The organism is Rhizobium sp. A22-96 (assembly GCF_053521805.1).
This window is the reverse complement of the sequence record NZ_JBNWDQ010000007.1, coordinates 99,970-126,022: the sequence shown is the minus strand read 5'-3', so window position 1 is coordinate 126,022 and position 26,053 is coordinate 99,970. Positions and strand designations below refer to the sequence as shown.

24 protein-coding genes are annotated in these 26,053 nt (G+C 57.5%); 9 read left to right on the top strand and 15 right to left on the bottom strand.

Features of this window, described 5'->3' with window-relative positions:
* Nucleotides 1-51: 51 nt before the first annotated feature.
* Genes atzF through ACQZ6F_RS27670 form a run of 9 tightly spaced genes read right to left on the bottom strand, consistent with a single transcriptional unit; the run spans nucleotide 52 to nucleotide 9,396 of the window.
* Entirely contained in the window at nucleotides 52-1,851 is a 1,800-nt protein-coding gene (gene atzF / locus ACQZ6F_RS27710) for an allophanate hydrolase (RefSeq protein ID WP_449095191.1), read from the bottom strand.
* Nucleotides 1,848-2,201, bottom strand: coding sequence for a cupin domain-containing protein (locus ACQZ6F_RS27705; protein ID WP_449095192.1), 354 nt, complete (start codon nucleotides 2,199-2,201; stop codon nucleotides 1,848-1,850). The genes atzF and ACQZ6F_RS27705 overlap by 4 nt, the downstream gene beginning before the upstream one ends.
* A complete protein-coding gene (locus tag ACQZ6F_RS27700; protein WP_449095193.1) occupies nucleotides 2,194-2,862 on the bottom strand; it encodes a cysteine hydrolase family protein in 669 nt (222 codons plus the stop codon). The genes ACQZ6F_RS27705 and ACQZ6F_RS27700 overlap by 8 nt, the downstream gene beginning before the upstream one ends.
* Entirely contained in the window at nucleotides 2,862-4,412 is a 1,551-nt protein-coding gene (locus ACQZ6F_RS27695) for an ABC transporter ATP-binding protein (protein WP_449095194.1), read from the bottom strand. The genes ACQZ6F_RS27700 and ACQZ6F_RS27695 overlap by 1 nt, the downstream gene beginning before the upstream one ends.
* Nucleotide 4,413: 1 nt before the next feature.
* On the bottom strand, nucleotides 4,414-5,469 hold the full coding sequence (atzD, locus tag ACQZ6F_RS27690) for a cyanuric acid amidohydrolase (RefSeq protein ID WP_449095195.1): 1,056 nt from the start codon (nucleotides 5,467-5,469) through the stop codon (nucleotides 4,414-4,416).
* Nucleotides 5,469-6,182, bottom strand: a complete 714-nt coding sequence (biuH, locus tag ACQZ6F_RS27685; protein WP_449095196.1) for a biuret amidohydrolase — start codon at nucleotides 6,180-6,182, stop codon at nucleotides 5,469-5,471. Before biuH ends, atzD begins: the two co-directional genes overlap by 1 nt.
* Before the next feature lie 10 nt (nucleotides 6,183-6,192).
* Nucleotides 6,193-7,119: an ABC transporter permease gene (locus ACQZ6F_RS27680; protein ID WP_449095197.1), complete on the bottom strand. Its 927-nt coding sequence runs from the start codon at nucleotides 7,117-7,119 to the stop codon at nucleotides 6,193-6,195.
* Nucleotides 7,119-8,249: an ABC transporter permease gene (locus ACQZ6F_RS27675; protein ID WP_449095198.1), complete on the bottom strand. Its 1,131-nt coding sequence runs from the start codon at nucleotides 8,247-8,249 to the stop codon at nucleotides 7,119-7,121. Before ACQZ6F_RS27675 ends, ACQZ6F_RS27680 begins: the two co-directional genes overlap by 1 nt.
* A gap of 19 nt (nucleotides 8,250-8,268) precedes the next feature.
* Entirely contained in the window at nucleotides 8,269-9,396 is a 1,128-nt protein-coding gene (locus ACQZ6F_RS27670; RefSeq protein ID WP_449095199.1) for a BMP family ABC transporter substrate-binding protein, read from the bottom strand.
* Nucleotides 9,397-9,732: 336 nt separating this feature from the next.
* Here ACQZ6F_RS27670 and ACQZ6F_RS27665 point away from each other — a divergent pair, with 336 nt between their 5' ends.
* From ACQZ6F_RS27665 to ACQZ6F_RS27655, 3 genes are all read left to right on the top strand, one after another.
* Nucleotides 9,733-10,404, top strand: coding sequence for a GntR family transcriptional regulator (locus ACQZ6F_RS27665; RefSeq protein WP_449095200.1), 672 nt, complete (start codon nucleotides 9,733-9,735; stop codon nucleotides 10,402-10,404).
* 530 nt (nucleotides 10,405-10,934) lie between these two features.
* Complete coding sequence (locus tag ACQZ6F_RS27660) at nucleotides 10,935-12,167, top strand: putative DNA modification/repair radical SAM protein (RefSeq protein WP_449095201.1); 1,233 nt, start codon at nucleotides 10,935-10,937, stop codon at nucleotides 12,165-12,167.
* Complete coding sequence (locus ACQZ6F_RS27655; RefSeq protein WP_449095202.1) at nucleotides 12,164-13,639, top strand: UdgX family uracil-DNA binding protein; 1,476 nt, start codon at nucleotides 12,164-12,166, stop codon at nucleotides 13,637-13,639. Before ACQZ6F_RS27660 ends, ACQZ6F_RS27655 begins: the two co-directional genes overlap by 4 nt.
* Before the next feature lie 375 nt (nucleotides 13,640-14,014).
* On the opposite strand, the gene ACQZ6F_RS27650 is transcribed toward ACQZ6F_RS27655, so the two are convergent.
* From ACQZ6F_RS27650 to ACQZ6F_RS27640, 3 genes are all read right to left on the bottom strand, one after another.
* On the bottom strand, nucleotides 14,015-14,266 hold the full coding sequence (locus ACQZ6F_RS27650; RefSeq protein ID WP_449095203.1) for a DUF982 domain-containing protein: 252 nt from the start codon (nucleotides 14,264-14,266) through the stop codon (nucleotides 14,015-14,017).
* Between the two features lie 84 nt (nucleotides 14,267-14,350).
* Complete coding sequence (locus tag ACQZ6F_RS27645) at nucleotides 14,351-14,599, bottom strand: DUF982 domain-containing protein (RefSeq protein ID WP_449095204.1); 249 nt, start codon at nucleotides 14,597-14,599, stop codon at nucleotides 14,351-14,353.
* Nucleotides 14,600-15,387: 788 nt separating this feature from the next.
* Nucleotides 15,388-18,504 (bottom strand): PAS domain-containing protein, encoded by a 3,117-nt coding sequence (locus ACQZ6F_RS27640; protein ID WP_449095205.1) that lies wholly within the window; start codon nucleotides 18,502-18,504, stop codon nucleotides 15,388-15,390.
* 111 nt (nucleotides 18,505-18,615) lie between these two features.
* Between ACQZ6F_RS27640 and ACQZ6F_RS27635 the strand changes: the two genes are divergently transcribed.
* Together ACQZ6F_RS27635 and ACQZ6F_RS27630 are read left to right on the top strand one after the other, a co-directional pair.
* Nucleotides 18,616-19,725: a PAS domain-containing protein gene (locus tag ACQZ6F_RS27635; RefSeq protein ID WP_449095206.1), complete on the top strand. Its 1,110-nt coding sequence runs from the start codon at nucleotides 18,616-18,618 to the stop codon at nucleotides 19,723-19,725.
* Between the two features lie 3 nt (nucleotides 19,726-19,728).
* The gene (locus tag ACQZ6F_RS27630) at nucleotides 19,729-20,175 is read left to right on the top strand and encodes a response regulator (RefSeq protein WP_449095207.1); all 447 of its coding nucleotides are present in this window, start codon (nucleotides 19,729-19,731) and stop codon (nucleotides 20,173-20,175) included.
* A gap of 91 nt (nucleotides 20,176-20,266) precedes the next feature.
* Here the strand turns inward: ACQZ6F_RS27630 and ACQZ6F_RS27625 are convergent, their stop codons facing one another.
* The gene (locus tag ACQZ6F_RS27625) at nucleotides 20,267-20,764 is read right to left on the bottom strand and encodes a TspO/MBR family protein (protein WP_449095208.1); all 498 of its coding nucleotides are present in this window, start codon (nucleotides 20,762-20,764) and stop codon (nucleotides 20,267-20,269) included.
* A 202-nt stretch (nucleotides 20,765-20,966) separates the two neighbouring features.
* Between ACQZ6F_RS27625 and ACQZ6F_RS27620 the strand changes: the two genes are divergently transcribed.
* Nucleotides 20,967-21,617, top strand: coding sequence for a sigma-70 family RNA polymerase sigma factor (locus tag ACQZ6F_RS27620; protein ID WP_449095209.1), 651 nt, complete (start codon nucleotides 20,967-20,969; stop codon nucleotides 21,615-21,617).
* Nucleotides 21,614-22,267 (top strand): ChrR family anti-sigma-E factor, encoded by a 654-nt coding sequence (locus tag ACQZ6F_RS27615; protein ID WP_449095210.1) that lies wholly within the window; start codon nucleotides 21,614-21,616, stop codon nucleotides 22,265-22,267. The genes ACQZ6F_RS27620 and ACQZ6F_RS27615 overlap by 4 nt, the downstream gene beginning before the upstream one ends.
* Before the next feature lie 305 nt (nucleotides 22,268-22,572).
* On the opposite strand, the gene ACQZ6F_RS27610 is transcribed toward ACQZ6F_RS27615, so the two are convergent.
* Both ACQZ6F_RS27610 and ACQZ6F_RS27605 read right to left on the bottom strand, forming a co-directional pair.
* A complete protein-coding gene (locus tag ACQZ6F_RS27610; RefSeq protein WP_449095211.1) occupies nucleotides 22,573-23,625 on the bottom strand; it encodes a fatty acid desaturase in 1,053 nt (350 codons plus the stop codon).
* Nucleotides 23,622-23,822, bottom strand: a complete 201-nt coding sequence (locus ACQZ6F_RS27605; protein ID WP_449095212.1) for a DUF4167 domain-containing protein — start codon at nucleotides 23,820-23,822, stop codon at nucleotides 23,622-23,624. The genes ACQZ6F_RS27610 and ACQZ6F_RS27605 overlap by 4 nt, the downstream gene beginning before the upstream one ends.
* Before the next feature lie 801 nt (nucleotides 23,823-24,623).
* Here ACQZ6F_RS27605 and ACQZ6F_RS27600 point away from each other — a divergent pair.
* Both ACQZ6F_RS27600 and ACQZ6F_RS27595 read left to right on the top strand, forming a co-directional pair.
* A complete protein-coding gene (locus ACQZ6F_RS27600) occupies nucleotides 24,624-25,049 on the top strand; it encodes a SyrB-like regulator (protein ID WP_449095213.1) in 426 nt (141 codons plus the stop codon).
* 147 nt (nucleotides 25,050-25,196) lie between these two features.
* Nucleotides 25,197-25,802, top strand: coding sequence for a hypothetical protein (locus ACQZ6F_RS27595; RefSeq protein ID WP_449095214.1), 606 nt, complete (start codon nucleotides 25,197-25,199; stop codon nucleotides 25,800-25,802).
* The last annotated feature ends 251 nt before the right edge of the window (nucleotides 25,803-26,053 follow it).

Below are 26,053 nucleotides of genomic sequence, written 5' to 3'. Positions count from 1 at the left end.
TCTGGCAAACGGGGCGGCCTAGGGCAGGTTTAAATACGTCTCCCATTGGCTCTACGTCGTTGCCGCAATATAGCTCCGCCACCCGCCATAATCCGTAATATCAGTCGCGTCAGCGACGGCGGCGGCCTCGACCAGAAATCCCTTGGCCGAAGTGCCGTCGGCTAAGAACAGGGTGCCGATGCTGAGGGGTGAGGGGATCGCCGCAACGAATTGGCCGAAAGCGGCCGGCGTCAATTGCCAGATCTCGACATCGATTTGACCGCCTGTCGCCTTTTCGACGCGGAGAAGCCCCGGTTTCGCCGGCGTCTGTCCCGAGAGGGCATAGAGCCGGTAGCAATCCAATGTATATGTTGTCCTGAGAAGCTGTCCGCCGAGGGCAACCAGCTGTGCGTTCAACGGCATGCCGGAGAGGTGGGCTCCGACGACTGCGATGTCGATCAGTCCGGGTTCATCAACCGTGGCCACCTCCTGAGCCACCGGCTGCGGCCAGCCGGTGGCGCCAAGCGCCAAGCCGCTGCTCCTGTGAATGTCACGAGCAAGCGAAGCTGTCAGGCCGTCACGTCTCGAAGGTGCGAGCAGGGTAACGCTGGCTGGGCGATTGCCGCTACGTGTGCCCGTTGGCACTGCGATGCCGCAGAGCTCGAGGAGGTTGACGAAATTGGTGTAGGTCCCGAGACGCGCGTTCTCGCGGATCGGTTCGGCTTCGAGATCCGCGCGCGTATAATGCCTTGGCGCGGTCGGCACGCAGAAGAGATCGACTGAAGCGATCAGTGGAGCGACCTTCTGCTTCAAGGCGTGCAGGGCATAGAGACCCCTGAAGGCGTCTGCGGCCGAAAGCTGCTTGGCGCCAGCGTAGATCTTGCGCGTGACAGGATGAAAGCTTGTCTCGCTGGTGTCGAAGAAATCCTTCACCGCGGCGTAGCGTTCCGCGACCCAGGCGCCTTCATAAAGTAATTCGGCCACCCGGTAAAAGTCGCCGAAAGGAACTTCCACCAGACGATGGCCCAGTTCCATCAACATGCGCAAGGCGTCGTCATAAGCTGCTTCCATGACGGCGTCGCCGAAAAAGAGCCGCTCCGCCTTTGCAGGTACACCAATGGTTAGGGGCGGTAGCGTCCGGCCGTAGCCATCGGTTGGAACGGACCTCGAATAAGCGTCCGTGACATCATGACGGGCCGCGACCGTGAAGACCCGCCAGGCATCGTCCACCGTTAGCGCGAAGATCGATACGCAATCCAGCGTGCGGCAGGCAGGAATGACACCGCTCGTCGACAATGCGCCGAGGCTGGGTTTCATGCCGACGATATTGTTGAGACCGGCTGGAATACGACCCGATCCGGCGGTATCCGTGCCGAGCGCGAAGCAGACGATGCCATGTGCTGTCGCCACCGCCGAGCCGGAGCTTGAGCCGCCCGGCACCAGATCGGCATCCATGGCGTTGCGCGGAACCGGATAGGGCGTACGGACGCCGACGAGGCCGGTTGCGAATTGATCGAGATTGGTCTTGCCGATCACCAGGGCACCGGCCTCCTTCAGCAGGCGAACGACGGTGGCATCGGTATCAGGCATATAGGTGTAGTCGGGGCACGCCGCAGTCGTTGGCATGCCCGCAACGTCGATGTTGTCCTTGACGGCGAAGGGGATGCCCCAGAGTGGTTTTGACGCCGGATCAAAGGCCCCAAGGGTGGTCGCCTGTTCAAGCAGGCTCTCCTTGTCGGCAAGGTGCAGGAAAATGCCGGGATCGTCGACCTTGGCAATGCGCGCAAATGCGGCCTCTATGATTGCGGCAACCGTGCCGCCGCCTGCATAGAAGGCATGCAGGGACGAAATGTCGAATACGGGGCCGGTCACGCGCTTTCCTCTTCCAATATTCTGACGGGTCGATCCCACTGGATCAGGACGACGCAGCCCGTATCGCTCCAGACAGAATGCTCGCTCCCGGCAGCGTTCACGATATAGCAGCCCTTGGCGTAGTCGCCCGCCTCGTCCGATTGTATGCCGTCGAGCACGAGAATGGTTTCCAGCCCTTCATGCCGGTGGCGGGGGACGGATGAGCCGATCTCGTATTTCAGCAGGGCGACGCCCGGCTGGTCGCGCTCGAAAGGCTGGATCCAGTGGATCGTGACACCATCGCGAAACGGGCCGAACGCTAGCTCCTTCCAGCCTCCGAGTGTCAACAGTTCGCGCGTCGTTTCAGGCATTGCTGATCGCCTCCAGTATATCGTCGACATGCGCCGTCCAGCCGACGATGGCGCCTTGCGCCCGGATCATCGCGATGGCGGCGGCTTTGAATTCAGGAAAATAGCTTTCAGTCGCTTCTTCAGCGAGCAGGCATTCATAGCCGCGATCATTGGCCTCGCGCATGGTGGTCTGCACGCAAACCTCCGTGGTAACGCCGGCGAAGACGAGCTGCTTGATGCGCCTTTCTTTCAGGATAGCGCCGAGGTCGGTAGCATAGAACGCACCCTTGCCGGGCTTTTCGATGACGATCTCGCCCTTGATGGGTGCGAGTTCAGGCAGGATGGCTGTGCCCGCTTCGCCGGCTATGAGAATGCGACCCATCGGCCCTTCATCACCGATCCTGAGCGAGGGATTACCGCGGTCGCGTTTAGCAGGAGGCAGGTCGGAAAGATCGGGTCTGTGGCATTCCATCGTGTGGATGACCGGCAAGCCAGCAGAACGGAAACCTGCGATCAGCCGCTTGACGTCGGGAATGATTTTCGTGATGCGGCTGACATCGTTGCCGAGACTGGCACCAAAGCCGCCGGGCTCGGCAAAGTCGCGCTGCATGTCGATGACGATCAATGCCACGGCACCGTATTGCAGCGGGAAGGAGAAAGGTTGAGCCTTGATATCCACCATCAGTGATGCCCTGCCATATGGGCGCCGATCACGGAGATATCGGCTGTACGCGCCGGTGTTTCGTAGACGAGCCTGCCTTCGGAGATCACCATGATGCGATCCGATAATTCCAGAAGCTCGTCCAGGTCCTCCGACAAAAGCAACACGGCGGTCCCGGCATTGCGGGCACGCATGATGCGGGCGCGGATCTCGGCAACGGCGGAAAAATCAAGCCCGAAGCAGGGATTGGAGACGATCAAGAGATCGACGTCGCCGGTCAGTTCCCGCGCCAGGACTGCGCGCTGGACGTTGCCGCCGGAAAGGGCCGCGATCGGTGACGAGGACGAGGTAGTCTTGACCTTGAAGTCGGAGATCAGCGCCGCCGCGCGCTTTTTCATCTTGCCTTTGTTCAGCCAGATGGCGTCGGCGCCGTTTTCCTTCAGGTCGAAGGTGCGGAAGGCGAGATTTTCGCCGACCGTCATGCGTGGCGCACAGGCATTCTGCAAAGGTTCTTCGGGAATGAAGCGAACGTTGCTCCTGCGTGTCTCGGGCCGTGTGGCGCCATAGATCTCGCCTTTGACGGTGACCGATCCCCTCTGGGTCGGCCGCTGCCCGGCGAGGATCTCGGTCAGTTCCTTCTGGCCATTGCCGGAAATGCCGGCGATACCGACGATTTCGCCTGAGTGGACTGTCAGCCTGTCGATTTCGATGGCTTTCAGGCCAGACCGGTCCGGCGCCTTGACCTGTTCGACCTGCAATACCGGCTTTGCCGTATCGGTGACGGGAACGCGCGTGTCGAGCTCGGCAAGCTTGACGTCGCCGATCATCATCGCCGCCATCTCGCCTGTCGAGAGTTCTCCGACCTTACCGCCGCCAACCAGCTTGCCGCGGCGCAGGATCGAAACGGCATCGGCGAATTTCGTCACCTCATGGAACTTGTGGCTGATCATCAACACGGTCAGCTCGCCGCGCTCGGTCATCCCGCGCACAAGGCCGAGCATCTCGTCGGCTTCAGCTGGCGTCAGCACCGAGGTCGGCTCATCGAGCACGAGGAAGCTGCGGCCGAGATAGAGCTGTTTGACGATTTCGAGCTTCTGCTTTTCGCCGGCCGCAAGCTCGCTGACCCGCCGATCGAGCGGTATCTTGAAGGGCATTCGTTCCATGAAGGCGGCAAGCGCCTTGCGCTCCTTGGCCCAGTTGATAACAGCGGGCACTTTAGCGCGGCTGATGACGAGGTTTTCCGCGCCCGTCAGCGACGGAACCAGCGTGAAATGCTGATAGACCATGCCGAGACCATAGGTGGCAGCATCCTTCGGGGAGGTAATCGCCACTTCGCGACCGTCGACCGACAATGACCCGGCGATGTGATGGTAGAAGCCCATAATGCATTTGACGAGAGTCGATTTGCCAGCGCCGTTTTCGCCGAGCAGGGCATGGAAGCTGCCAGCCGGAATGCTGACCGAGACATGGTCGAGCGCTGTAAAGCTGCCAAAACGCATGGTCATATCGAGCGTTTCGATACCGACGGCTTTGCCGGCTTGCGGAAGGGGAGTATCGCGGATGACGCTCACTTCAATGCTCCTTTTCGACGATGATGGCGACAGGGCCGCCGCCGGCCGGCCCCTGATGTTCGGCGCCGCCCGAGACGTAGAGATCCGTGATGCCGAAAACGCCGGCGAGAACCCCACCGACAAAGGCTCGTGCATGGCGCGTGCCCGAGATATCGGAATCATCGAGCATGGTATGACGCTTGCCGCCGACCTTGCCGGAGGGATCAGGCTCCGCCTTGGCGAGAACGGCGGCCAGGCGGCTTGGCCGCGGCAGACGCCGGAATGCCTCACGAACGGACGCAGCGTCTATGGCGTCGCGCATGAGGGCGTGGTCGATTTCAAGCGGCCCGGACCATCTGTCGCTCATGCCGAGCACTATGATTTCATGATCGGTCAGCTCGACGCCAGCCGAGCTGGAGGCGCAATGCGAGAAGAGCTCGTAACGGCTGCAGATATCGGCATCGGCGATCTCCTGCGCGTCCACTTCGCCAAGGGCAACGGCAACGCCGAGTGCAGAGGCACCGCGCGACAAGCCCATGGATTTCAATGTGTCACGGGTGGCGAGCGTCTGGCCCTCGGCTTCCGCTTCGGTGATGCGATTCAGCGTTAGTAGCGGGCATTTGATCTGGACGAAATGCACATCCCTCGGGTCATCGATGCCGGCATCGCGCATCGCCTTGCGCACACCGTCTGCGACGAGCAACACCTGTTCGCGCCGACCGAGATGGTGAGGTGGTAAATGCGAGGTGCGGGCAACGCCGATCGCAAGCGCGCGGCCGGCCACGGCATCGACCATTTCACGAGTGAAGACCGTCCAGTGTGGGGAAAGCGCGCCTTCCGTGCCGCCCGACATGACAAGCGAGACACCCTCGACGCCGTGTTTTTGAAACAGGGCTTCAAAGCTGCGGGTGGCGTAACCGCGGGTGAAGTCGTTGACGCAGCCATTGCCCTCGGTCTTCCCAAGCACGGCCACAACATTCTTCGCGGACACGCCGTTGGCAAAAAGTGCATCGAGGCCGGAGACGTCGTCCGGTCCGTCGGCGGCGATACGATAGACTTGGGCACACATTGACGGCATCAGGGCAGAGCCTCAACCAGAGCCGTGGAATTGGAGACGGAGCCGAAGACGCCACCTTGCATCTTCACCATCTTGATGGCGGCCAGGTGATTGCCGTAATCGGTCGCGCCGCAGCAATCTTCCAGCAGCAGGCATTCGAAGCCGCGGTCATTCGCTTCGCGCATTGTGGTGTGAACGCAAACATCGGTGGTGATACCGGTGAGAATGATATTCTCGATGCGCTTCTGGTTGAGGATCAGTTCCAGGTCGGTGGCGCAAAAGGAACCCTTGCCAGGCTTGTCTATGATCGTCTCGCCATCGACCGGCTTGAGTTCGCCGATAATGTCCCAGCCGGGCTCGCCGCGCACGAGGATGCGGCCACAGGGGCCTGGATCGCCGATGCCGGCGTTGATGCGTTGCGAACGCCAACGCTTGTTGGCCGGCAGGTCAGCAAGATCGGGGCGATGACCCTCGCGGGTGTGAATGATGTGATAGCCCTTGGCGCGCATGGCGGCGAGCACCTTCTTGATCGGCTCGATCGGCGCGCGCACCAGCGACAGGTCGTAGCCCATATGATCGACATAGCCGCCGGGACCGCAGAAGTCCGTCTGCATATCGATGATGATCAGGGCCGTATTGTCCGGCCTGAGTGCTCCGTTATAGGGCCAGGCATAGGGATCGGCGTCGATATAGGTCAGGGTCTGGCTGGTGGAGGTGGTCGCGAGATGGTTCATGGCTGATCCCCTATTTGGTGAGCGAGAGTGCGCCGGGAGCGCCGGCAAGGGTGCGCGTGGGCGAGGAAGTGATGATCATGATGACGAGCGTCAGCACGTAAGGGGCGGCGTAGAAGAGGTAGTAGCCCTGCGTTACGCCGACGGATTGCAAGGCCGGGCCGAGCGCGCCGGCGCCACCGAAGAGAAGGGCTGCCGCGAAGCAGCCAATCGGATTCCATCGGGCAAAGATCACCAATGCTACCGCCATCAGACCCTGGCCAGAAGAGATGCGCTCGTTCCAGGAGCCGGGATAGTAAAGCGAGAGATAGGCGCCGCCTATTGCCGCCAGTGCTCCACCGGCGGCCGTTGCCAGCAGTCGGACGCGATCCGGATTGATGCCCATGGCGCGCGCCGCATCCGTGCTGTCACCGACGACGCGCAGCACAAGGCCAATCCTGGTGTTCTTGAATGCCCACCAGAGGAGGACGGCGAGGACCGCGCCGAGAATGAAGAGGATATTGATGTTCAGCGCTGCCTGCACCGGCTGCAAGCTCGACCAGAAGCCGAAGGGAATCGCCGGCAGATGCGGTGCGACTGGCTGGATGAAGGACTTGCCGAGGAAGAAGGCAAGGCCGAGGCCGAACTGCATCATGGCGATGCCGATGGCGATGTCGTTGACCTTCGGCCACTTGCAGATCCACCCATGGACGGCGCCGAAGACTGCCCCGGTCGCCATCGCGGCGAGCACGCCGAGCCAGGCGGACCCGCTCATGACCGCGACGGCGTAGGCCGTCATGGCGCCGAAGACGAGGGTGCCCTCAAGGCCGAGATTGATGCGGCCGGAACGCTCGGTGATCGTCTCGCCGAGGCTGACGAAGATGAAAGGTGTCGAGACGCGGATGGCGCCGGCGAGGATGGCAAGGGGCACACCCCAGAGACCGATAGCGGTATCGTCCATCATGCGCTCCTTTTCCAAAGGTCTGGATTGAAGATCTTGAAGCGGCCGTAGAAGGTTTCGCCAAAGAGGATGGTGATGAAGAGCGTGCCCTGCAGCACGAGGACCGTCGCATCGGGCAGGCCCATGCGGCGTTGGATCAGGCCGCCGGATGCGTTGATGCCACCGAGAAGAATGGCGACCGGTATGATTGCCAGCGGATTGTGCCGAGCGAGAAAGGCGACGAGGATGCCGGTGTAGCCATAGCCTGCGGCGAGTGAGGCATTGGCGCTACCCTGAACCGCGGCGACCTCGATCATGCCGGCAAGGCCGGCGAAGCTGCCGGCAATGGCAGTAAAACTGGCGATCAGCCGTCCCACAGGCAAGCCCTGGATCTGCGCGGCGCGGACATTGCCGCCGGCGATGCGGGCAGCGAAGCCATAGCTCGTCACCTCGATCAATATCCACGAGACGATACAGGCGATAATGCCGATGACGAGGCCCCAATGTACGTCCATGCCTGGAATATTGCCGAGCATGTAGTCGTGCGGCAGCGGCTTGGTGGAAGGTTTGTTGAGGCTTGCCGGATCGCGCAGCAAGCCTTCAACGAACTGGTTCATCAAAGCGATGGCGATATAGGCGAGCAGCAGCGAGGAAATGGTTTCGTTGACGCCGCGATAGTGCCTGAGGAAACCGGCGAGGCCGATCCAGACGCCACCGATGATCATGGCGGCGAGCGCCATGAGTATAAGAACGATGATCGGCGGCAACAGGCCGACGATCGGCAATGCGATCGCCGCCGCCGCCACGCCGCCGAGGACGACTGCACCTTCGCCGCCGATGATGACGAGACCGAGTCTCGCCGGCAGCGCGACGCAGAGCGCCGTGAGCAGCAGCGGAGAGGCGCGGCTGAGGCTGTTCTGGATGGAGAACCAGCTGCCGAAGCCGCCGGTATACATGAAGCGGTAGAGGTCGGCCGGCGATTTGCCGACCGCCAGGATGAACAGGGAGAACAGCGCCAAGCCGACCAGAATTGCGCCAAGCGTGATTACCAGTGGCTCGGCACGTCGCGCGAGCCATTGGAGGGCAGGGCGCAGCTGGGCCCGGCTTTGCGGAGCGACGGATAATGCTGGCTCATTGACTTCAACTGTCATGACGCTTGTCCCTCGATGATCAGGCCGTGGAGCCGACGACGCCTTCGACGAGATAGTTCATGCTTTCGAGCTCGATCGCGTCCTCGGCGAAGCTCTTGTCCGCTGTAATGACGACGTTGCCCTTGTTGTCCTTGATCGGGCCCTTGAACACCGAGAAACCGCCGGCCTTCATCTGGGCGAGAGTCGCCTCGAATTTCTTGCGGGATTCATCGGAAACGCCGGGACCAAGCGGGCTCATCTTGACGAAGCCATCCTTCAGGCCGCCGCGGACGAAATTGCCAAGCTTTTCGCCGGCCTGCGCCTTCTTGACGAAGTCCGAGTAGACATTGCCCCAGGCCCATTCAGCACCGGTCAGATATTTGGCCGGAGCGAGCGGGCTCTGGTTGGCGTGATAGCCACAGATGAAGGCACCGCGGCCGGCGGCGGTTTCGACGACGACCTTCGGACTGTCGACGTGGCAGGTAATGACGTCTGCCCCCTGGTCGATCAGCGCATTGGTGGCCTCGGCTTCTTTGACGGCCAGCGACCATTCGCCGGTAAAGATGACCTGGCAGGTGATGGCGGGATCGACGGAGCGTGCACCGAGCAGAAAGGCGTTGATGTTCTGCAGAACCTGCGGGATCGGCTTGGCGGCAACGAAGCCGATTTTCTTGCTCTTCGTCGCATAACCGGCAGCGACGCCGTTCAGATACTGGCCCTGGAAGATGTAACCGAAATAGGATCCGGTATTGGCCGGATTTTTACCGGCCTGCCAGAGGCCGCCGCAATGGCGGAACTGAATGTCGGGATATTTGGCGGCCATGGCCAGCATATGTGGATCGAAATAGCCGAAAGAGGTTGGGAAGAGCAGCGTTGCGCCGTCAAGGTTGATCATCGATTCCATCGTCTTTTGAACGTCGACGGTCTCGGGCACGTTTTCCTCTTCGGCGACGGTCACACCGGGCAGCGCCTTGATGACGGCGGCGCCCTCGGCATGGGCCTGGTTGTAGCCGTAATCGTCTTTCGGGCCGACATAGATGAAGCCGACGGTGAGTGCGGACTGTGCATAGGCGCGGGATGCCAGAAGGCCCGGGGCAACGCTGGCGAGCACACCTGCTGCCGAAGCCTGGAGAAAATTGCGGCGATTCATGTGAAGGAGTCTGGTCATGGGAATGCTCCTTGAGGGCGGGAGCCCGGTTTGTAAAAGAGTTGCAAGAAAGTGTATGCAATCGCTATGCCAGATAATAAGCATATGATATTGTTGTGTAAAATTTTTCGCGACATGCTGATAGCGAAAAGTGTATGCAGATTCATTCTGAAATCTGCTCAACAGAAGGCAGTGCTTGTTTTTTAATCTAAAATTGGAGAGTCGAAAGAAAATCAACTATCACAATAAGTCATAGGTGATATAATATTCTTTTAAAACATGCACTTAAATGACTATTTGACTTTGCGTACCCAGCGCATACATGTGTATGCAATAATCGAGGATTCGCATATTCCTGTGAAGCAAGCCAAGCGCCGAGAAATTGTCAGGGCCGGAACGACCGTCGAACAGATGGTGCGGGCGATGGCTGATATGATCGTGACGGGTGCGCTCCTGCCTGGGGAGAAGCTTGACGAAACAACGCTTGCCAGCCGCTTCGAAGTGTCGCGGACCCCAGTTCGCGAAGCGCTGCGCGAGCTTAGCGCGATGGGACTTGTCGGGCGCGAACCGAACCGTAGCGCTGTTGTGGCGAATGTTAGTGGCGCCTATCTGCATTCGATGTTTGAGGCGATGGCTGAGCTTGAAGCCATTTGCGCGCGCCTAGCAGCGGAACGAATGACTGTCGACGAACGTCGTACGCTCGAGCTTGAACATCGTGCGTCCGCTCGGCTGGTGCGCGCCGGCGCCGAGGAGGATTATGCCGCGTACAATGTCGAGTTTCATACCCAGCTCTATCGTGGTGCGCATAACGACCATATCTTCGAGCTGGTGACGCAAACCCGAGCCCGGCTTGCTCCCTTCCGCCGGGCGCAGTTCCGGCTCCCTGGACGTCTGGCCAAATCCTTCGATGAGCACGACGTGATCGTTACCGCGATTATGCGTGCGGATACTCAAGCAGCTACGCAGGCGGCCTATAGGCACGTCGCCATCGTCAGCGACGCCAGCGTTGTGTTTGCTGCACACGGATAGCATCTTCCTGTTTGAGTGACGGCAAACGCCGAAACTTAGATTCCGGCAATTGGGGTTCATCTGGCTATTGGGACGTTGGGCAGAGCTGATCGTTAGGCTCGTCATTAGGTGGCCCAGCTATTCCAATCCGTTCAAGCTCCCGATCGTCGCAGTGACAAGTTACCTGAGCGCATCAAGTTCTGTACTGGGTGAAAACGCTCCCAATCACGTGTCCGTCGCCTCACCGGATGATACAATGCAGATGGAGATGGTCGTTGGACATTCCGGCAAGTTCAATGAGGAGCGCTTCTCCGGCTCTGACGTTACCTCCAAAGAAGACGCGTCTTCCCTTAAGGCAACAAGCCTTTTCGACCGCCGAACCGTTTTTCGCAAGCGCGATCCACGACGGCCTGCAATTGGGCGAAGTAGCGCGTTATTTCGCTCCTGTCTCGAATCGACCCCTTGGAGGGCAGCAGGAGCAAAATTCGGTCGCTTCCTCGGTATCGTAATTTCATTGACAAATGCTATTAGAACATTTAGTGAACATCCTCATGAAGAAGTCGCTCAGAGAACGCTTAGCTATCCTTTCGGACGCGGCAAAGTATGATGCGTCTTGTGCTTCCAGCGGGACTGTGAAACGCAATTCGTCCGCTTCCGGTGGGTTGGGGTCGACCGAGGGCTCCGGCATTTGTCATGCTTACGCGCCGGACGGGCGATGCATCTCGCTTCTCAAGATCCTGATGACCAACTTCTGCATCTACGACTGTGCGTATTGCATCAACCGGTCGTCCAGTAATGTAGAGCGGGCGCGGTTTTCGGTCGAAGAGGTCGTCTGGCTGACACTTGAGTTTTACCGACGGAACTACATCGAGGGTCTATTTTTGTCATCCGGCATCATTCGCTCTTCCGACCATACAATGGGAGAGATGGTCCGGATAGCTCGCGAATTGCGCACGAGGCATAATTTCAGGGGCTATATTCATCTGAAATCTATTCCGGAGGCATCCCCGCAACTAATCGAGGAAGCGGGGCTCTATGCCGATCGCTTGTCGATCAACATCGAACTGCCGACCGATGCGGGCATCGGCAAGTTCGCTCCGCAAAAGCGCCCGGATAGTATTCGTCAGTCGATGGGCAATCTCCGCCTCAAGATCGAGGAAATGGCCGAGCCGACGTTGCAGACAAAGCGGCGGAAGAAGTTTGCGCCAGCTGGGCAAAGCACGCAGATGATCGTCGGCGCCGATACGGCCGACGATGCTACCGTCCTTGCAACCAGTGCACGGCTCTATGGCAGCTACGGTCTGAAGCGCGTTTATTACTCCGCATTCAGCCCTATCCCCGACTCGTCGAAAAACCTCCCGCTGATCAAGCCGCCGCTGATGCGTGAACATCGTCTCTATCAGGCAGACTGGCTTTATCGCTTCTACGGGTTCGACATTTCGGAAATTACCTCGTCACGACCGGACGGCATGCTCGATCTCGACCTCGATCCAAAACTGGCTTGGGCGCTCGGCCATCGTGATCGTTTTCCGGTCGATATCAATCTTGCAGACAAGGAGACGCTCCTGCGTGTACCCGGATTTGGTACCAAGACCGTCAAGTCGATCTTGTCGACACGACGCTTCAAGCGGCTGCGACTGGAGGATGTCGGGCGGCTCGGCGTGTCGTTGAAAAAGGTGCAGACGTTCATCATTGCGGAAAACTGGACGCCACATCGACTGATTGATCGCGCCGACCTGAGATCGATGTTCATGCCGAAGCCGGAACAGCTCTCGCTGCTATGACAGAGACCTGCTTTCTCGAAGGACGCGGCGATCTGTCCGAATGGCGTGATGCGGCGCGACGTTTCCTGGCTGCGGGGCTCAAACCGACTGCGATTGACTGGAGGCTGAAAGGCGAAGAGCAGGGGATGTTTGGGTCAGACGTTGGCGTACTGACCGATGAGATTGCCCCGGTGCAACTTCCCTCAAGTAACGCTTCACAAATGTCTGTGCCGCCTGCTTTCATTCGGTTGGCGGATGCTGTCGTCTGTCACTCCAATCCCGACCGATTCGCTTTGCTTTACAGGCTTCTCTTTCGTTTGAAGGCGGAACGGCATTTGCTGAACGTGAAGACCGATGCCGACGTCGCGTTGGCGCTGCGCATGCAAAAATCAATCGGTCGCGACTATCACAAGATGACGGCTTTCGTGCGGTTCAAGGAAATTCCATTGCCTGCCGGCGTCGCTGGCCGGCGCCGCTTTCTCGCCTGGTTCGAGCCCGACCACTTTATCGTCGCTCGAGTCGCACCATTCTTTCAGCGCCGTTTCAACGACATGGACTGGATCATTGCAACACCACGCGGCTCGGCGTCCTGGGATGGCCGAACTCTTCAGACCTCGACCGAGCCTTCGCCAAAGCCTGATATATCCGATAAGATCGACGACCTCTGGCGCACCTACTATGCTTCCATTTTCAATCCCGCGCGGTTGAAGGTGAAGATGATGATGACGGAAATGCCAAAGAAGTATTGGAAGAACCTGCCGGAGGCGGAGCTCATTCCGAGCCTAATCGCCGGCGCGGAAGCCAAGCTCATCAATATGGGACGGCGGCAAGCAACCGAACCTCTTCCCTTTCACCATCGCCTTCGGGAGGCTGCCGCGCGTGCGCCAGACGCACCGACGGTCGAGGCCGGTACGATTGATGCGCTGCGCCAAGAGGCGAGACGCTGTACGCGCTGTGATCTTCACTGCCGGGCGACACAGACGGTATTTGGCGAAGGACCTGTCGAGGCGAAGGTCATGATCGTCGGAGAGCAGCCCGGCGATCAGGAAGACCTTGTCGGGCGCCCGTTTGTCGGTCCCGCCGGCCGTGTGTTCGATGAGGCTTTGTCGCTTACCAACCTTGACAGGCGCGCGCTCTACGTCACGAATGCGGTCAAACATTTCAAGTACGAGCCAAGGGGCAAGCGTCGTATACACCAACGACCAAATGCGGGCGAGGTGGAGCAGTGCAGGTGGTGGCTGACGCGTGAGATCGATCTGGTCAAGCCCAGCCTTGTGGTTGCGATGGGAGCAACGGCGCTTTTTTCGCTAACGAATCGAAAGCACCGCCTTGAGGATCTTCGCAGCCGGCCAATCGCCATGGATCAGACGCGTACTCTGTTTGTGACCGTCCATCCGTCTTACCTGTTGCGTATTCCCGATCAGGTCAGGCGAGATGAGGAGATGGCACATTTTACGGAAGATATCAGACAGATCAGCCGGTTTCAGCTTTAAGCGGTTCTTACGCTCAGAATTCCAATGGTGGTGAGGTGAGGTATGCAATCTGAAGGCGTCGCCTGGATTCACGCCAAAGCTAGGGGGATTTGCAGGATTTCACCGCTTATTGTTTTCAAAGCGCTATTTTGCCTCGTGTCGGATCCATGGTGCCTTCAGCTGAGCGGTATGTCTGACGTTCGTGCTAGTTCTGTCCCTTCGGCTTTCCGCCGAAAAAGATTTCCGCACCCATCCATCCTCATCAAGATCGCAGCGTGACAAAGACGTTCGTGAACCATCTTCGCGGGCAATCCCAGAACGCCATCCGCTTTTCGACTGATTAGCCAACTCGCATAGAAATGGTGTAGGCTATGTAGTCCCATGTAATTGCCCAGCTCACTCATCAAAGACAAATACTTCGCCTTCTGCGAGAGCCGCAAGGAAAGCCTCTCTGGCTTTTTCAGCCTCGAGATTGCCATCGTGAGATTGCTGGAGCGCTTTCTGGGCGGCCCTATACGCTTGGCCATCCTCAAGGGTCGGCCATTCGTTGAGCATGTACTCAGCAGCTCGTTCGCTATTCGAGATCACCAATCGGTCGCCGGTCTTACGGGTCTCGACGATTACGGGCTTGTTCCACCATTGGGCCATTGGACATCTCCTGTGAATTTGAAGAGTCAACTTGCCGGGACGCTGAAGGTTCCGGTGGGTGGTGGGATCGAACCGGATGCCATGTCACGACAGCAAGGGAACGCCTGCTTCCACCGCGGCATCTATAAAAGCAATACGAGCTTCCTCTGGCGAGCGTTCGCCGAGCTGCACTTCCATGCAGATCAGCAGCGCGGACATGAAGCAGTTTCCTTCGTCGGCCGGCCAATCGTCAAGAAGCGTCTTCCAGGCATCGTCGGCGCTTCTTACGGTTTTGATTTCGCCAGTAGAGCTGCGAACAACGCGGACAGGAGAGAAGCGCGGCATGATGTTCATGGTCGAGGACTCCAATACGGCAGAGCCTTTCTTGGCCCTATATCGACGCGGACGCATTTAACTTTATTAATCCAGCAGTACGTTCTTGGAGCGCTACGTGGCCAATCGTAGCGCTTATCCTTGCGATATCTACCGCGTGACACGTCAGTATCGCGTGAAACTCTTTGACGGCCATCAGCATAGCTCGACAAGCTGCAAGGCCGTGGAGTGCTTTTGCAAGCCAACGCTAAAGGAAATTGACCGGGAGAAGGGCAAGGATCATCTCAAACTCATCCCGATGTGTTGAATTGCACCGTGGTTTGGCCAGTTCTCCCGGTTGGCGTTGACCTGCTTGAGCCGAGGCAGGTGTATGAGATCCTTCGCTATTTTGGTTCATCCGCGTGTTACCGCAAAATGGTAAACTGGGTGAGCGTCGTGTGGAATTCGACAAACTTGCCACTCTCGGACTCGATCACATTGTTTAGATTGACCTGCCAATGTGCAAGCTACCAAGGAGACTTGGCTTCGGCCATAAACTGCGCGATCGCGATGCCGTAGATCGGAGCCATGTCAGTGTAGATCGCGGTTGGCTTTTCCTACTGCTTCAGGCCTACTAGATGGCGCAGATCTCACACTTGGGTCTGTCAAGGTGTCTCCGTCGCGCACGGTATTGCAGTATCGAAGCAGGAGATCAATTCCGCCACTATCGTTCGCCGTCCTTTTATTGGTGTCTATACTCCGCCAATCGGCAAAGCGCTCATCGGATACTGAGTTGCAGGAGCATTGTCGGTAGCAGTAGTGCTTGGACGTTAGCCATCACTTTCCAAGCTATGTGCCTGCCCCGAGCCGCGGGACCGGCTCGATGAAACAGCAGCGATCAATTGTCTCTCGTTATATGGTTTCCCCAGGATCGCTGCTCCGTTGGCAGCGCTGATACGGGAGGGATCGCCCGTTGCAAACACAATAGCGGCCGACGGTCGCAATGTTTGCGCACGTTCCGCAAGCACCTCACCGGACACGCCGGGTAAGTTGATGTCTGTGACCAGCACATCGAACGGAACGGTTTCAAGAGCCGCCATAGCTTCCTCGGCGCTGGCAGCCTCCACAACTATATGGCCCGCCTCCTGCAAAATATCAGCAGTGTTCATCCGGATGAGAGCATCGTCTTCGACGAGCACCACGGTCAGCTGCTTGGCGACATCAAGTCTTCCTGAAGACTCGCCTGTTTGAAGCGACGGAGCGGCAATGGGCGCTCCGCTACGTTGGCGCTGATTGTTGAGTACATGCCGAAATTTCCTGGCTAGGGCGTCGCGGCTGTATGGCTTCGAGAGGAGTTCGACGCCGGCATCGAGCTTGCCGCCGTGCACGATAGAGTTCTCGGTGTAGCCCGAGGTGAACAGAACCGCGATATTGGGAAGCCGCTCACGCGCCTTTCGCGCAAGCTCGGGGCTTTTAAGGGTTCCCGGCATGACCACGTCGGTGAAAAGGATGTCGATCGGAATGCCGCTATCAATCACATTGAGCGCACTGGCGGCATCCGTCGCCTTAAGCACGCGGTATCCGAGATCTGCCAGCAGCGCCACCACCGTTTCCCGAACGGCCTCATCGTCTTCAACCACCAGCACCGTTTCGGTACCACCGGCGATGGGTCCGTTCTCGACGGCGACTTCCATATCTTCCGATTGGAGTGCACGCGGTAGGTATAGCTTGATCGTAGTTCCGTGACCGAGCTCGGAATAAATCTTCACGTGGCCGCCGGATTGTTTGACAAAACCATAAACCATTGACAGCCCAAGACCTGAGCCTTTTCCTTCGGCTTTCGTCGAAAAGAACGGTTCGAATACCCGGTCTATTATCTCCGGGGCCATTCCTGATCCGGTATCGGTCACCGCCAGCAATACATATTGACCCGGCGTCACTTCCTCGTGATTTCGCGCGTAGGCGTCGTCCAGATGGGAATTGGAGAGCTCGATCGTCAATTTGCCGCGGCCATCCATTGCATCGCGAGCGTTGATGGCAAGATTTAGGAGAGCATTCTCGATCTGAGCGGGATCGATGAATGTGTTCCACAATCCACCTGAAACGACGGTTTCTACCTCGACAGCTTCACCGATCGCGCGCCTCAGCATATCGTCCATGCCTTGCACAAGGCGGCTTACATTGACGGTTTTGGGTTCGAGAGGCTGTTTGCGACCGAAAGCGAGAAGCTGGCTTGCCAGTTTCGCTCCACGGCTGACGCCTGCCATCGCATTGGCAACCCGGGTTTCGGCTCGCTCGTTGCCGGCTATATCCCTGGCAAGAAGAGCAAGATTGCCTGACACGACCTGCAGCAAGTTATTGAAGTCGTGCGCCACGCCGCCGGTTAACTTTCCGATCGTTTCCAGCTTCTGCGATTGGGCAAGCTTTGCTTCGGCTCGGCGCCTCTCGTCAATTTCGGCGATGACGCGGGCCTCAAGCGTTTCGTTGAGATGCCGGAGTTGCTCCTCGGCGCGTTCGCGTTGGAGCACCTGTTGCGTCAGTATTTCTGCCTGCTCTCGCAGAGCGGCTTCGGCGGCGCGCTGATGGGTAATGTCGGTATGAACTCCAACCCACTCGACAAGATCCCCCGACGAGCTCACGATGGGCAAAGCGCGAATAGAGAATTGGCGCCAGGCGCCGTCATGACGGCGAACACGATGCTCATGGACAAACATGGATTTGGCCGCGACCGCTTGCTGCCATGCGGTGACACTCGCGGCGGAATCGTCCGGGTGCACTGCATTCGACCAGCCATAGCCCTGGTACTGTTCGAACGTCTGCCCCGTCAGCGCCGCCCACCCTGGCTGTTCACCCAACATTTGGCCTTCAGCGCTATTGGTCCACAAAATGCCGTGAACCGCACCCATGGCCGTGTGAAAACGGCCATTGCTGATTGCGAGTGCTGCTTCGCGAAGCGCCCGATCTTGTACGTCGATACCGAGAATATAGACGCCGGGGATCGATCCGTCTGGTTCGATGCGAGGCACGTAGCGGACCTCCAGACGCCTGGAGGATCCATCTCTATGAGGCATATCCGTTTCGGAAGAGAAAGTTTCTCCGGCCAATCCGCGATCGATGGAGGGGTAACGGTCGTTGTATGCAGCCTCTCCTATCATATCGCGGATGTGCCGGCCGATCATCGCTTCAGGCTCGACTCCAAACCAGTCGCGATAGGCGGCGTTCGCAAAGCGATAAACATGATCCCGATCGACGTAGGAGATCAACATAGGCACTGCATCCGTAACCCGGCGCAATTCTACTTCGCTTGCCGCGAGCCGCGTTTCCATTAGGATGCGAGCGCTATTGTTCACGATCGTGCACATGACGCCGCCGACGCTACCGTCGGCATCGTAGACAGGTGTGTAAAAAAGATCGAGGAACAGCGTCTGCGGGCCATCTGCGCGCTGCAAAACGATAGGCTGATCGCGATGGAAGACCGTGTCGCCCTTCAGTCCCGCTTCAAGAATAGGGCAGTTCCAGTCCCAGACCTCCGGAAATGCACTGGCGACAGGCGCGCCGATCGCCATCGGATGGCGTTCGCCGGCGATCTCCTTGTAGGCGTCGTTGTAGAGCATGATGTGGTCAGGCCCCCACATCAACACCTTGGCGACGGGGGAATTAACGATGTTGGCGACCGTCGCACGCAGCTCGTGGGACCACGTTGGGATCGCGCCCAATGGGCTCTGGGTCCAATCCTTTTCGCGGATGATCGAACCGCATTCGCCTCCGCCCTTCGGCCAGCCATCGATGAGGGCTGGTTGGGGAGCAGTGGCAACAGCCTTTAGTGAACGCAAAGCTGCGCGAACGACTTCACTGGCGTTTGCGTAATCGCCTGACGCCAGGCGTTCACTTATGAAGCCTTCAAGTTCAGGGGTGAGCGAGACATTAAGTGATGAACGATTGACCATGCTCAACTCGTGCCACCGGCCTATTCCTGTGTCAACAGATGTCAGACATCGTTTTAAGGAGGAACCAATTGGCGAATTGTGGCGTTTCCCGGGTCGCCTATTATTTTGAGAATGTTTGGAGGTACCTTGGAAGAACGAGACGATTGGCGCCTAACGGACAGGCTTCACTATTCGCACGGTAGAGGCGATCCTTTTGCAGCGGCAGTGCGGGCAACCAGAATGCCGATGGTTATCACCGATCCGTCCCAAGCAGATAACCCGATTGTCTTTTGCAATGCGGCCTTCCAGCAGCTCACAGGTTACGATCAGTTGGAGATTTTGGGCAAAAATTGTCGCTTTCTTCAAGGACCGGAGACAGATGCGGGGACTGTTGCTCAGATTCGATCTGCGATCGCCGATGGGGAAAGCATTTCCGTCGAAGTTCTCAACTACCGAAAGGACGGTTCGAAGTTCTGGAACGCCCTTTATCTCAGTCCGGTAAGAAACGACGACGGCAAGATCCAATTCTTCTTCGCGTCGCAACTGGACGTCAGCAAACATGTTGACGCGACGGACCGTGTCAGCGAACAAAAATCGATTGTCGAAGACGAGGTAAAGCGTCGCACCGCGGAGCTTGAAGCCGCCCTTGAGGCGAAGACTTTGTTGCTCCACGAAGTCGACCATCGTGTGAAGAACAATCTGACCATGATTGGATCCCTTCTCAGATTGCAGTCGCGCGCGATCGGCGATCCCGTGATTTCATCGAAGCTCGACGCCATGATGGAACGCATTGACGCGTTGGCGACGGTACATAGGACCCTTTACCAGTCCGAGGATTTGGGCAAATTTGACATTGGCGGATTTGCAGTGAAGCTCGCTGAAGATGTCATTGGCGCGAGCGGGCGCGGGGATATTTCTCTGGTTTCTGATGTTGATCAGATTTCGGTCGCGGCCGGAAATGCGTCATCGCTGGGGCTCATCCTCAACGAGATACTTACCAATGCCATCAAGCATGGTTTCGCAGACGGCAAGGCAGGTAGGATCGAGTTGTCGGGTCGTTGTCATAAGAGTGACGCGACCATAACCATCACTGACAACGGGCTCGGCATGCCTTATAAGCCGCCCGTAGGCCTCGGTCGAACCTTGATCAGTCGGCTCGCCAAACAGACAAACGCTACTGTTGAGTGGGCGAGCCTACCAACGGGCACACGCGTAACCGTTTTCCTGAATGATCGGAACTGAAAAATGGAACGCCCCAAGCCGCCGTTGAGCGTTTTGATTGTCGAAGATGAACCGTTGTTGGTCATGGATGTTATGACGATGATTGAGGACGCCGGTCATATCGTAGTCGGGGATGCCGCTTCTTTATATGAACTCGAGAAAATGCAAGCTATCAAGCCGCCGCACATCGCTTTCGTCGATATGCAGCTTGCAAACAACTCAACCGGCTTGGATGTCTGTGCATACATAAAGAGCCGTTGGGCAGACACGATCATTGTATTCGTCACAGCGAATCCGAAGAAGATCCCCGACGATTTTGCCGGTGCACACGGTGTGATATCCAAGCCATTCTCTCGGCATGGCTTCATGAACGCGTTGATCTATCTTCAGGAGAGCGTCTGTACACCGCCTCCAGTAAAAGCGATTCCCGGAAGCCTTGTTGCGTCATCAAATTTGTCGGCAACGTGGTAAAATGAAGTGTGGCTTGCCAACAATAGGCGGTATGCTGCTGATAATCAAGAACGAACGTCTAATGGTGATGGCACATCAATACGTGATAAGCCTAGCCGTTCAGTCTCCAGATCTCGAAATTGAGAACTATGGCGAATGCTACCCATGCTGCAACTGGCACCAAGCAGTAAGCGGCGCGCGCGTCTAGCCGGCGAAAGCTACCGATCGTAACAAGAATCAAAAGCCATTGCGGGATAATATCGAGCAGGCCGGCGAGGGGATTATTGAGGCCGAAAAACATCCATGACCAAAGCGCGTTGAGCGCAAGCTGCGCATAAAACACAACCAATGTCGTCGATCGTCTTGGCTGATCGGACGGTAGATTCCATATGCGCCAGCTGGAATAGGCCATAAGAGCGTAGAGGAGCGTCCACATCGGCCCAAAGATCCAGTTCGGCGGATTGAAATCAGGTTTGGCGAGGTTTGCGTACCAGTTCGCCAGACTGGGGAAAGTGGCCCACTGGCCGAGCAGCAATGCGGCAACCACGGGAATTATCGCTAGCGCCGCATTAATCCAGCGGTTCGATCTGTTTTCGGTATCGGACAACATTGTTTTCCTCGCTCGGCTTTCGCAGCCGGTACCTCGCCGTGTTGACCAGCGAGAAGCGCTCCATCTGCGATAGTCAAAAATGTAATGGTGGGTTCAGGTTGTTGCTAAGAGGCGGCCTTTTTTTTAAACTTAAAATGTAATACGAGACCCAATTTGAGTTGGATCACGGGATCCGCGCGTTTCGGTTTGTCGTATAAGGAGTATGAATGTCTCAGCGCTGCAGACCGACCGCTCAAAAAAATCATCCCGCCACGTCGCGCTTGCCGAGAGGAGAGTGGTGAAGAGGTTATCCGGCCGTGACAATCTGTCATCCGATGATGCAAATCAGCTTGTTCTCGCCATCGCGCAGAGACAGGATCGGGCAGCTTTTGCTGAGCTGTTCAATCTGGCGGCCCCGAAGCTTAAGTCCTACATGATGCGAACCGGCTCGGCACCGGAACTTGCCGAAGAGATCGCGCAGGAAGCCATGCTGCTAGTCTGGCGTAAGGCATCCTATTTCGACCCTGCGCGTGCCAGTGCTGCGACATGGATCTTCACCCTCGCTCGAAATCTGCGCATTGATTTGCAGCGCAAGCAGAAATCATCGAAGTTTTCAGGGGCTGATCCGAGCAGTTTTCAAGAAGTCGAGCAAACGCCCGAGGAACTCCTTTTCGTCAGGGTGGACGAGGAAAGGATAAGGACCGCGATGCATGCTCTCAGCCCGGAGCAGGAAACGATCCTGAGATTGTCGTTTTTCTGCGATAGCCCGCATTCGGAGATTGCGAAGGAACTTGACCTGCCGCTTGGCACCGTAAAATCACGTATAAGGAGAGCGCTGGTCAGGTTGAAGACCATGCTTGAAGAGACACTATGACTGCAACTTATCACCCCAGTGATCAAACGCTTTTGCGCTATGCAGCTGGCAACTTGCCGGCCGGGCCTGCGCTCGTAGTTGCAGCCCATATTGGCGGTTGTCCCGCCTGCCGAAGGAAGGTTGCGAATTTCGAGGCTGTCGGAGGAGCGTTCCTGGCGCGGCTCGAACCGGAAGAGCTTTCTCCAGGAGCCCTCAACCGTGCACTCGCGAAACTGGAGACAGACGATCAAAAGATCAGCGTGGGCGCAACGCGACCGGGTGATGCCTCGATGGGTGGCATTGTCCTTCCAAGGGTACTCAGCCATTGCGGCATCGGGCCGTGGCGGTCTGTCGGTCCGGGCGTCAAGCTCAGTCGAATCACGGTACCTTATGCACCTGAAGCGAATGTCATTCTGCTCAAGGTCAAAGCAAACAAGCATATGCCCGCCCATGGACACTCCGATCTAGAGGTCACCCAGGTGTTGTCCGGATCCTTTTCGGATGGTGGTAACAGGTATATTCCAGGTGACTTCGTCGAAGGCGACAATGAGACAGATCACAGCCCGATCATCGGTAGCGAGGGCGAATGCATTTCCCTCGCAGCGATCGAAGGTCGAATCCACTTCCGTGGCTTTCTCGGCAGATTGCTCCAGCCGTTCGTCGGAATTTGAGCCAATTCCAAATGCTGGCTCTGAAATATATCGGTCCCGAAATTGCCGGAGGGCCTGCGACGTTGCTCTTCAATCCTTGCCTGGCTATCGATTGGGGGCGCGGCTTACGTCACTGTTTCCCTCTAAAGGAATGGCTCTAATCTGTGCCATTCATTATCGCTCAGGTCGCCTCTCGTAATTGGAACCACGCCGCTTGGCCCTCGCGTCGGCCATGGAAGTGTCTGCGACAACTTTCCGATCGCGATCATCATCCGCCAACTCGATAAATATGAAAACCGGCATCAGCTTTCCATGACGCTGTCCTCTCAAGAGAACGATCCGGGCGGCTGAGAACGGCGCGCCTCCGCCTCCTGCAACGATATCAACCGCTGCGTCGCCTCGTCCCAGAGAATGAGTTTCACGCAGCCAAGGCTATCGCGCAGGCCGATGCGGCCGAGCTTCGCCAGTTCGGGGTAGTCACGCAGTACTTCAGGCAATCTGTAAAACGGCACGCGGCTGGAGAGATGATGGAGGTGGTGCATGCCGATATTGGCGGTGATCCAGCGCAACGGGCGCGGTAGATCATAATGCGAGGCGCCATGCATGGCCGCATAGGGGAAAGACCATTCTGGAGGCTTGGCCCAATGAGTATCCTCAAACTGATGCTGGACATAGAACAGCCACACGCCGCCCGAGCCGGCAAGCAGGACGATTGGCAGGTGAACAAGCAAGAACGGCGCGATACCAAAAATCCAAACCAGGGCAATTGCTATAGCCGCTGCGACTGCGTTGGTTGTCATGGTTGAAATCCAGGGCAGCGCACCAGCTCGCATCATGCCGAAAGGCAATCTCTGCTTGAATAAGAAAAGAAATGCGGGGCCGATACCGAACATCACCAAGGGATGCCTGTAGAGCCGGTAGCCGAGTTTTCCTCGACGCGTGAGCGCGCGATATTCGGCGACAGTGAGGGTCGTGATGTCACCGACACCCCTTTCATCGAGATTGCCGGCTGAAGCATGATGTTCAGCATGGGCGCGACGCCAGTAGTCATAGGGCGTCAATGTAAGAACGCCAATCACGCGGCCGGTCCAGTCATCCCATCGCCGCACTCCGAAGAATGAACCATGGCCGCAATCATGCTGCAGCATGAACAGGCGCAAAAGAAAGCCTGCTGCCGGAACGATGAGGATCAAGCCGAGCCAATAGCCATAATGCACGGCAGCCCAAGCTGCAGCCCAAAAGAATAAAAACGGGATCAATGTCACGGCCAGCTCGTAAAGGCTTCGACCTATGACGGGCTTGCGATAGTTCGAGAGAATCTTGAGCCAAGCTTTCTCAGTTTCACCGCCGGGGTGGTCGGCCAATAGTATCGCGTTCATAGTCGATGGGTGCCTTTCTCTTCGGCAGCGCAGCGGAAGAAATGTTCGGCGTGTTGATAGTCGTTTTCCGCACCGATGCGATCACCGGCGGCGATTTTCGAAGCCGCGGCCTGAAGGTGCCGTTTGTATCGATCCAGCATATGTTGTCTCGAGGCTGTTACACGTGCCGCGTTACGGGCCATGCCTTTTCTGCTCATAGGAATTTCCAATCCTTTGGGAGCGATCCCTGATTGCTTTGATAACTGGTGCCTAATCGATCTGCTCAAAGACGCTTCAGCGGAAGTGTGCCGTGTTGGGAGCGATTGCGTGCGTAGGGCGGAACAACGGCGTTGGAGCCGTGAATTTACGTTATTCTGGATATGTTTTATAGAATCCGCGCAGCGAGAATACTCGGCCGCGGCTATTCGAAATCGCTGACTGGAAGCTTCGAGCATGTCTCGGCGACGGGGACAGTTGCTCGCATCGTTGATGTGTAACGTACTCATCCGCCGTTAGTTCCTATGCCAACATTGTGGTGATATCGGGTCGAGAACGCAATTACGGCGGCGCTCTGAGACGCGGGCTTTAGAGCGCCGCCGCCGGAGCCTCCGATAGAAAGTCAACTGCGCACAACTACGATGTCGCTGTGAGCACTGACTTAGGATGCGTCTAGATAAGAATCCTCATTTCGGCCGGGATGCCAAGCGTATCTCGGCCGTTCCCAGCACTTATCGAATGATAGACACTCGCCCACCCGATTTGAGCTGGGTTATCGCTGATAAGATTTACTCTGGAAACGCAGCCACGGTGAAATCACTGTGCTGTCAATTCCGGCCCCGAGTAGTTCCGTTATGGTGCTAACGGACAGTCGTTCGGGTATGCTCGGACGGCGGTGACCTCCAGTCATTTTACCCGAAATCTCGGGCGTTTTCTGCCAAACTGCAGCGGAGACACAGCGGCGATGTTGACACCGGCTTTTGCACGGTTGAAAACAAAAGCATCTTTAGAGGGAGACGACGATGGCTGACGAGAATAACACAGGCGCGACGAGCGTGGTTTTGGCACCGGTAGCGGCAGAACCGTTGGTCGTTAAAAAGCAGCGCGCACCACGCCGTTCGAAAACTGAAATTGAAGCGGCTCGGTCGGCATCTGCCGCGGCTGTGAAGTCGCCGAAGGTCCGAGCGCCCCGCGCCACCAAGGTTGAAGCTGCGCCCGTTGCCGTCGCAGAACCCGCTGTGAAGGTCGCCAAAAAGACCCGCGCCAAGGCCGCTGTAAAGACCAAGGTAGCGAGCCCTGCCAAAGCGCCGGCGAAGGCGCCTGTCACGGCTGCTGATGAAATGGCAGACCTCCTTCAGCTCGAGGAAGAAAACAAGCAGCTTCGCAAGGCTCTGGCTGAAAAGCTGCGCGCGGAAAATGCTGACCTGCGCAAGCGTCTCGGGTCCTAATCGATCATAACAAACATTCGGACGGTTGCGCCATCGGCTTTCGCCGGTATGCTTCCGGACAGTTTGGAAAAGACCTGGCTCGTGTCGCGAGCCCGGCTTTGGAGTTGCGACCTTGTCGCGGCGCCTGTTGCTTGAGGTTGAAGCACGATGAAACCACCATGGAAGTTCCTTGCCCAGTTAGTGTCACGGCGACAATCGGCCGACAAGACCGACCAGACCCGCGAAGGCGATAACGATCGCAAGCCTGTCGAAATTGAATTGCAGCCACCATCCGAACCATCGCCGGTTTCGCAAACAGCAACCCTTGGTGGAGAACACGATCACGACAGCAGATCTCCAGATCCCGTGGAGATGACTGCGTCGAACCCGACAGAAGTCGAACCACCAGAGCCAGTATCGCCGATTGCTGAAGCAAAAGCGCCAAGCGTGGGGGCGCTTGACGAGCATCCACAGCTTGTCACCGGTATGGCAAGCCTCGCGCCGGAGGGCGAAGTTGTTGAGCCGTTCACTAAGCCCCGGAAAACAGCCTCGAAGCCCACAACCAAGGTTCCCGTCAATCGGGCTGCGTCGCATTCTGCGACCGCCGGCAAAGAGCCGACTCTACAATCTCTTTCGGTGTCCACAAATCCGTTTTTTGACGAGGCGGCAAATCTAGACGACGACATCAAGCAACTGAAAGATCAGCTGGCTCAAAAACTGCGACTGCAGAATGCCCAGCTCAGAAAAATGCTTGAGCGCTTCGACCGCTCGTAGGCCGTTGAGTGTTGTCGGAAATTAGGCCCTGTTGACAAAGTCCGCGGTTATAGTGCGATCAGATCGCTCCATGATGGAGGTTTCGATCTCCACACTTGATCGAGAAACAAGACTTCGGCTGAGTGTGCAACACGCGTTGCTTGGGGGAGTATCATCGGTGCTAGCTTACGAAGGCGACACCGTTATCTCGTTGACTTATTCTTCGCTCCTGCGCCGTAGTGCCCAGACTGTGGCCTGCAACGCGTGCGGCT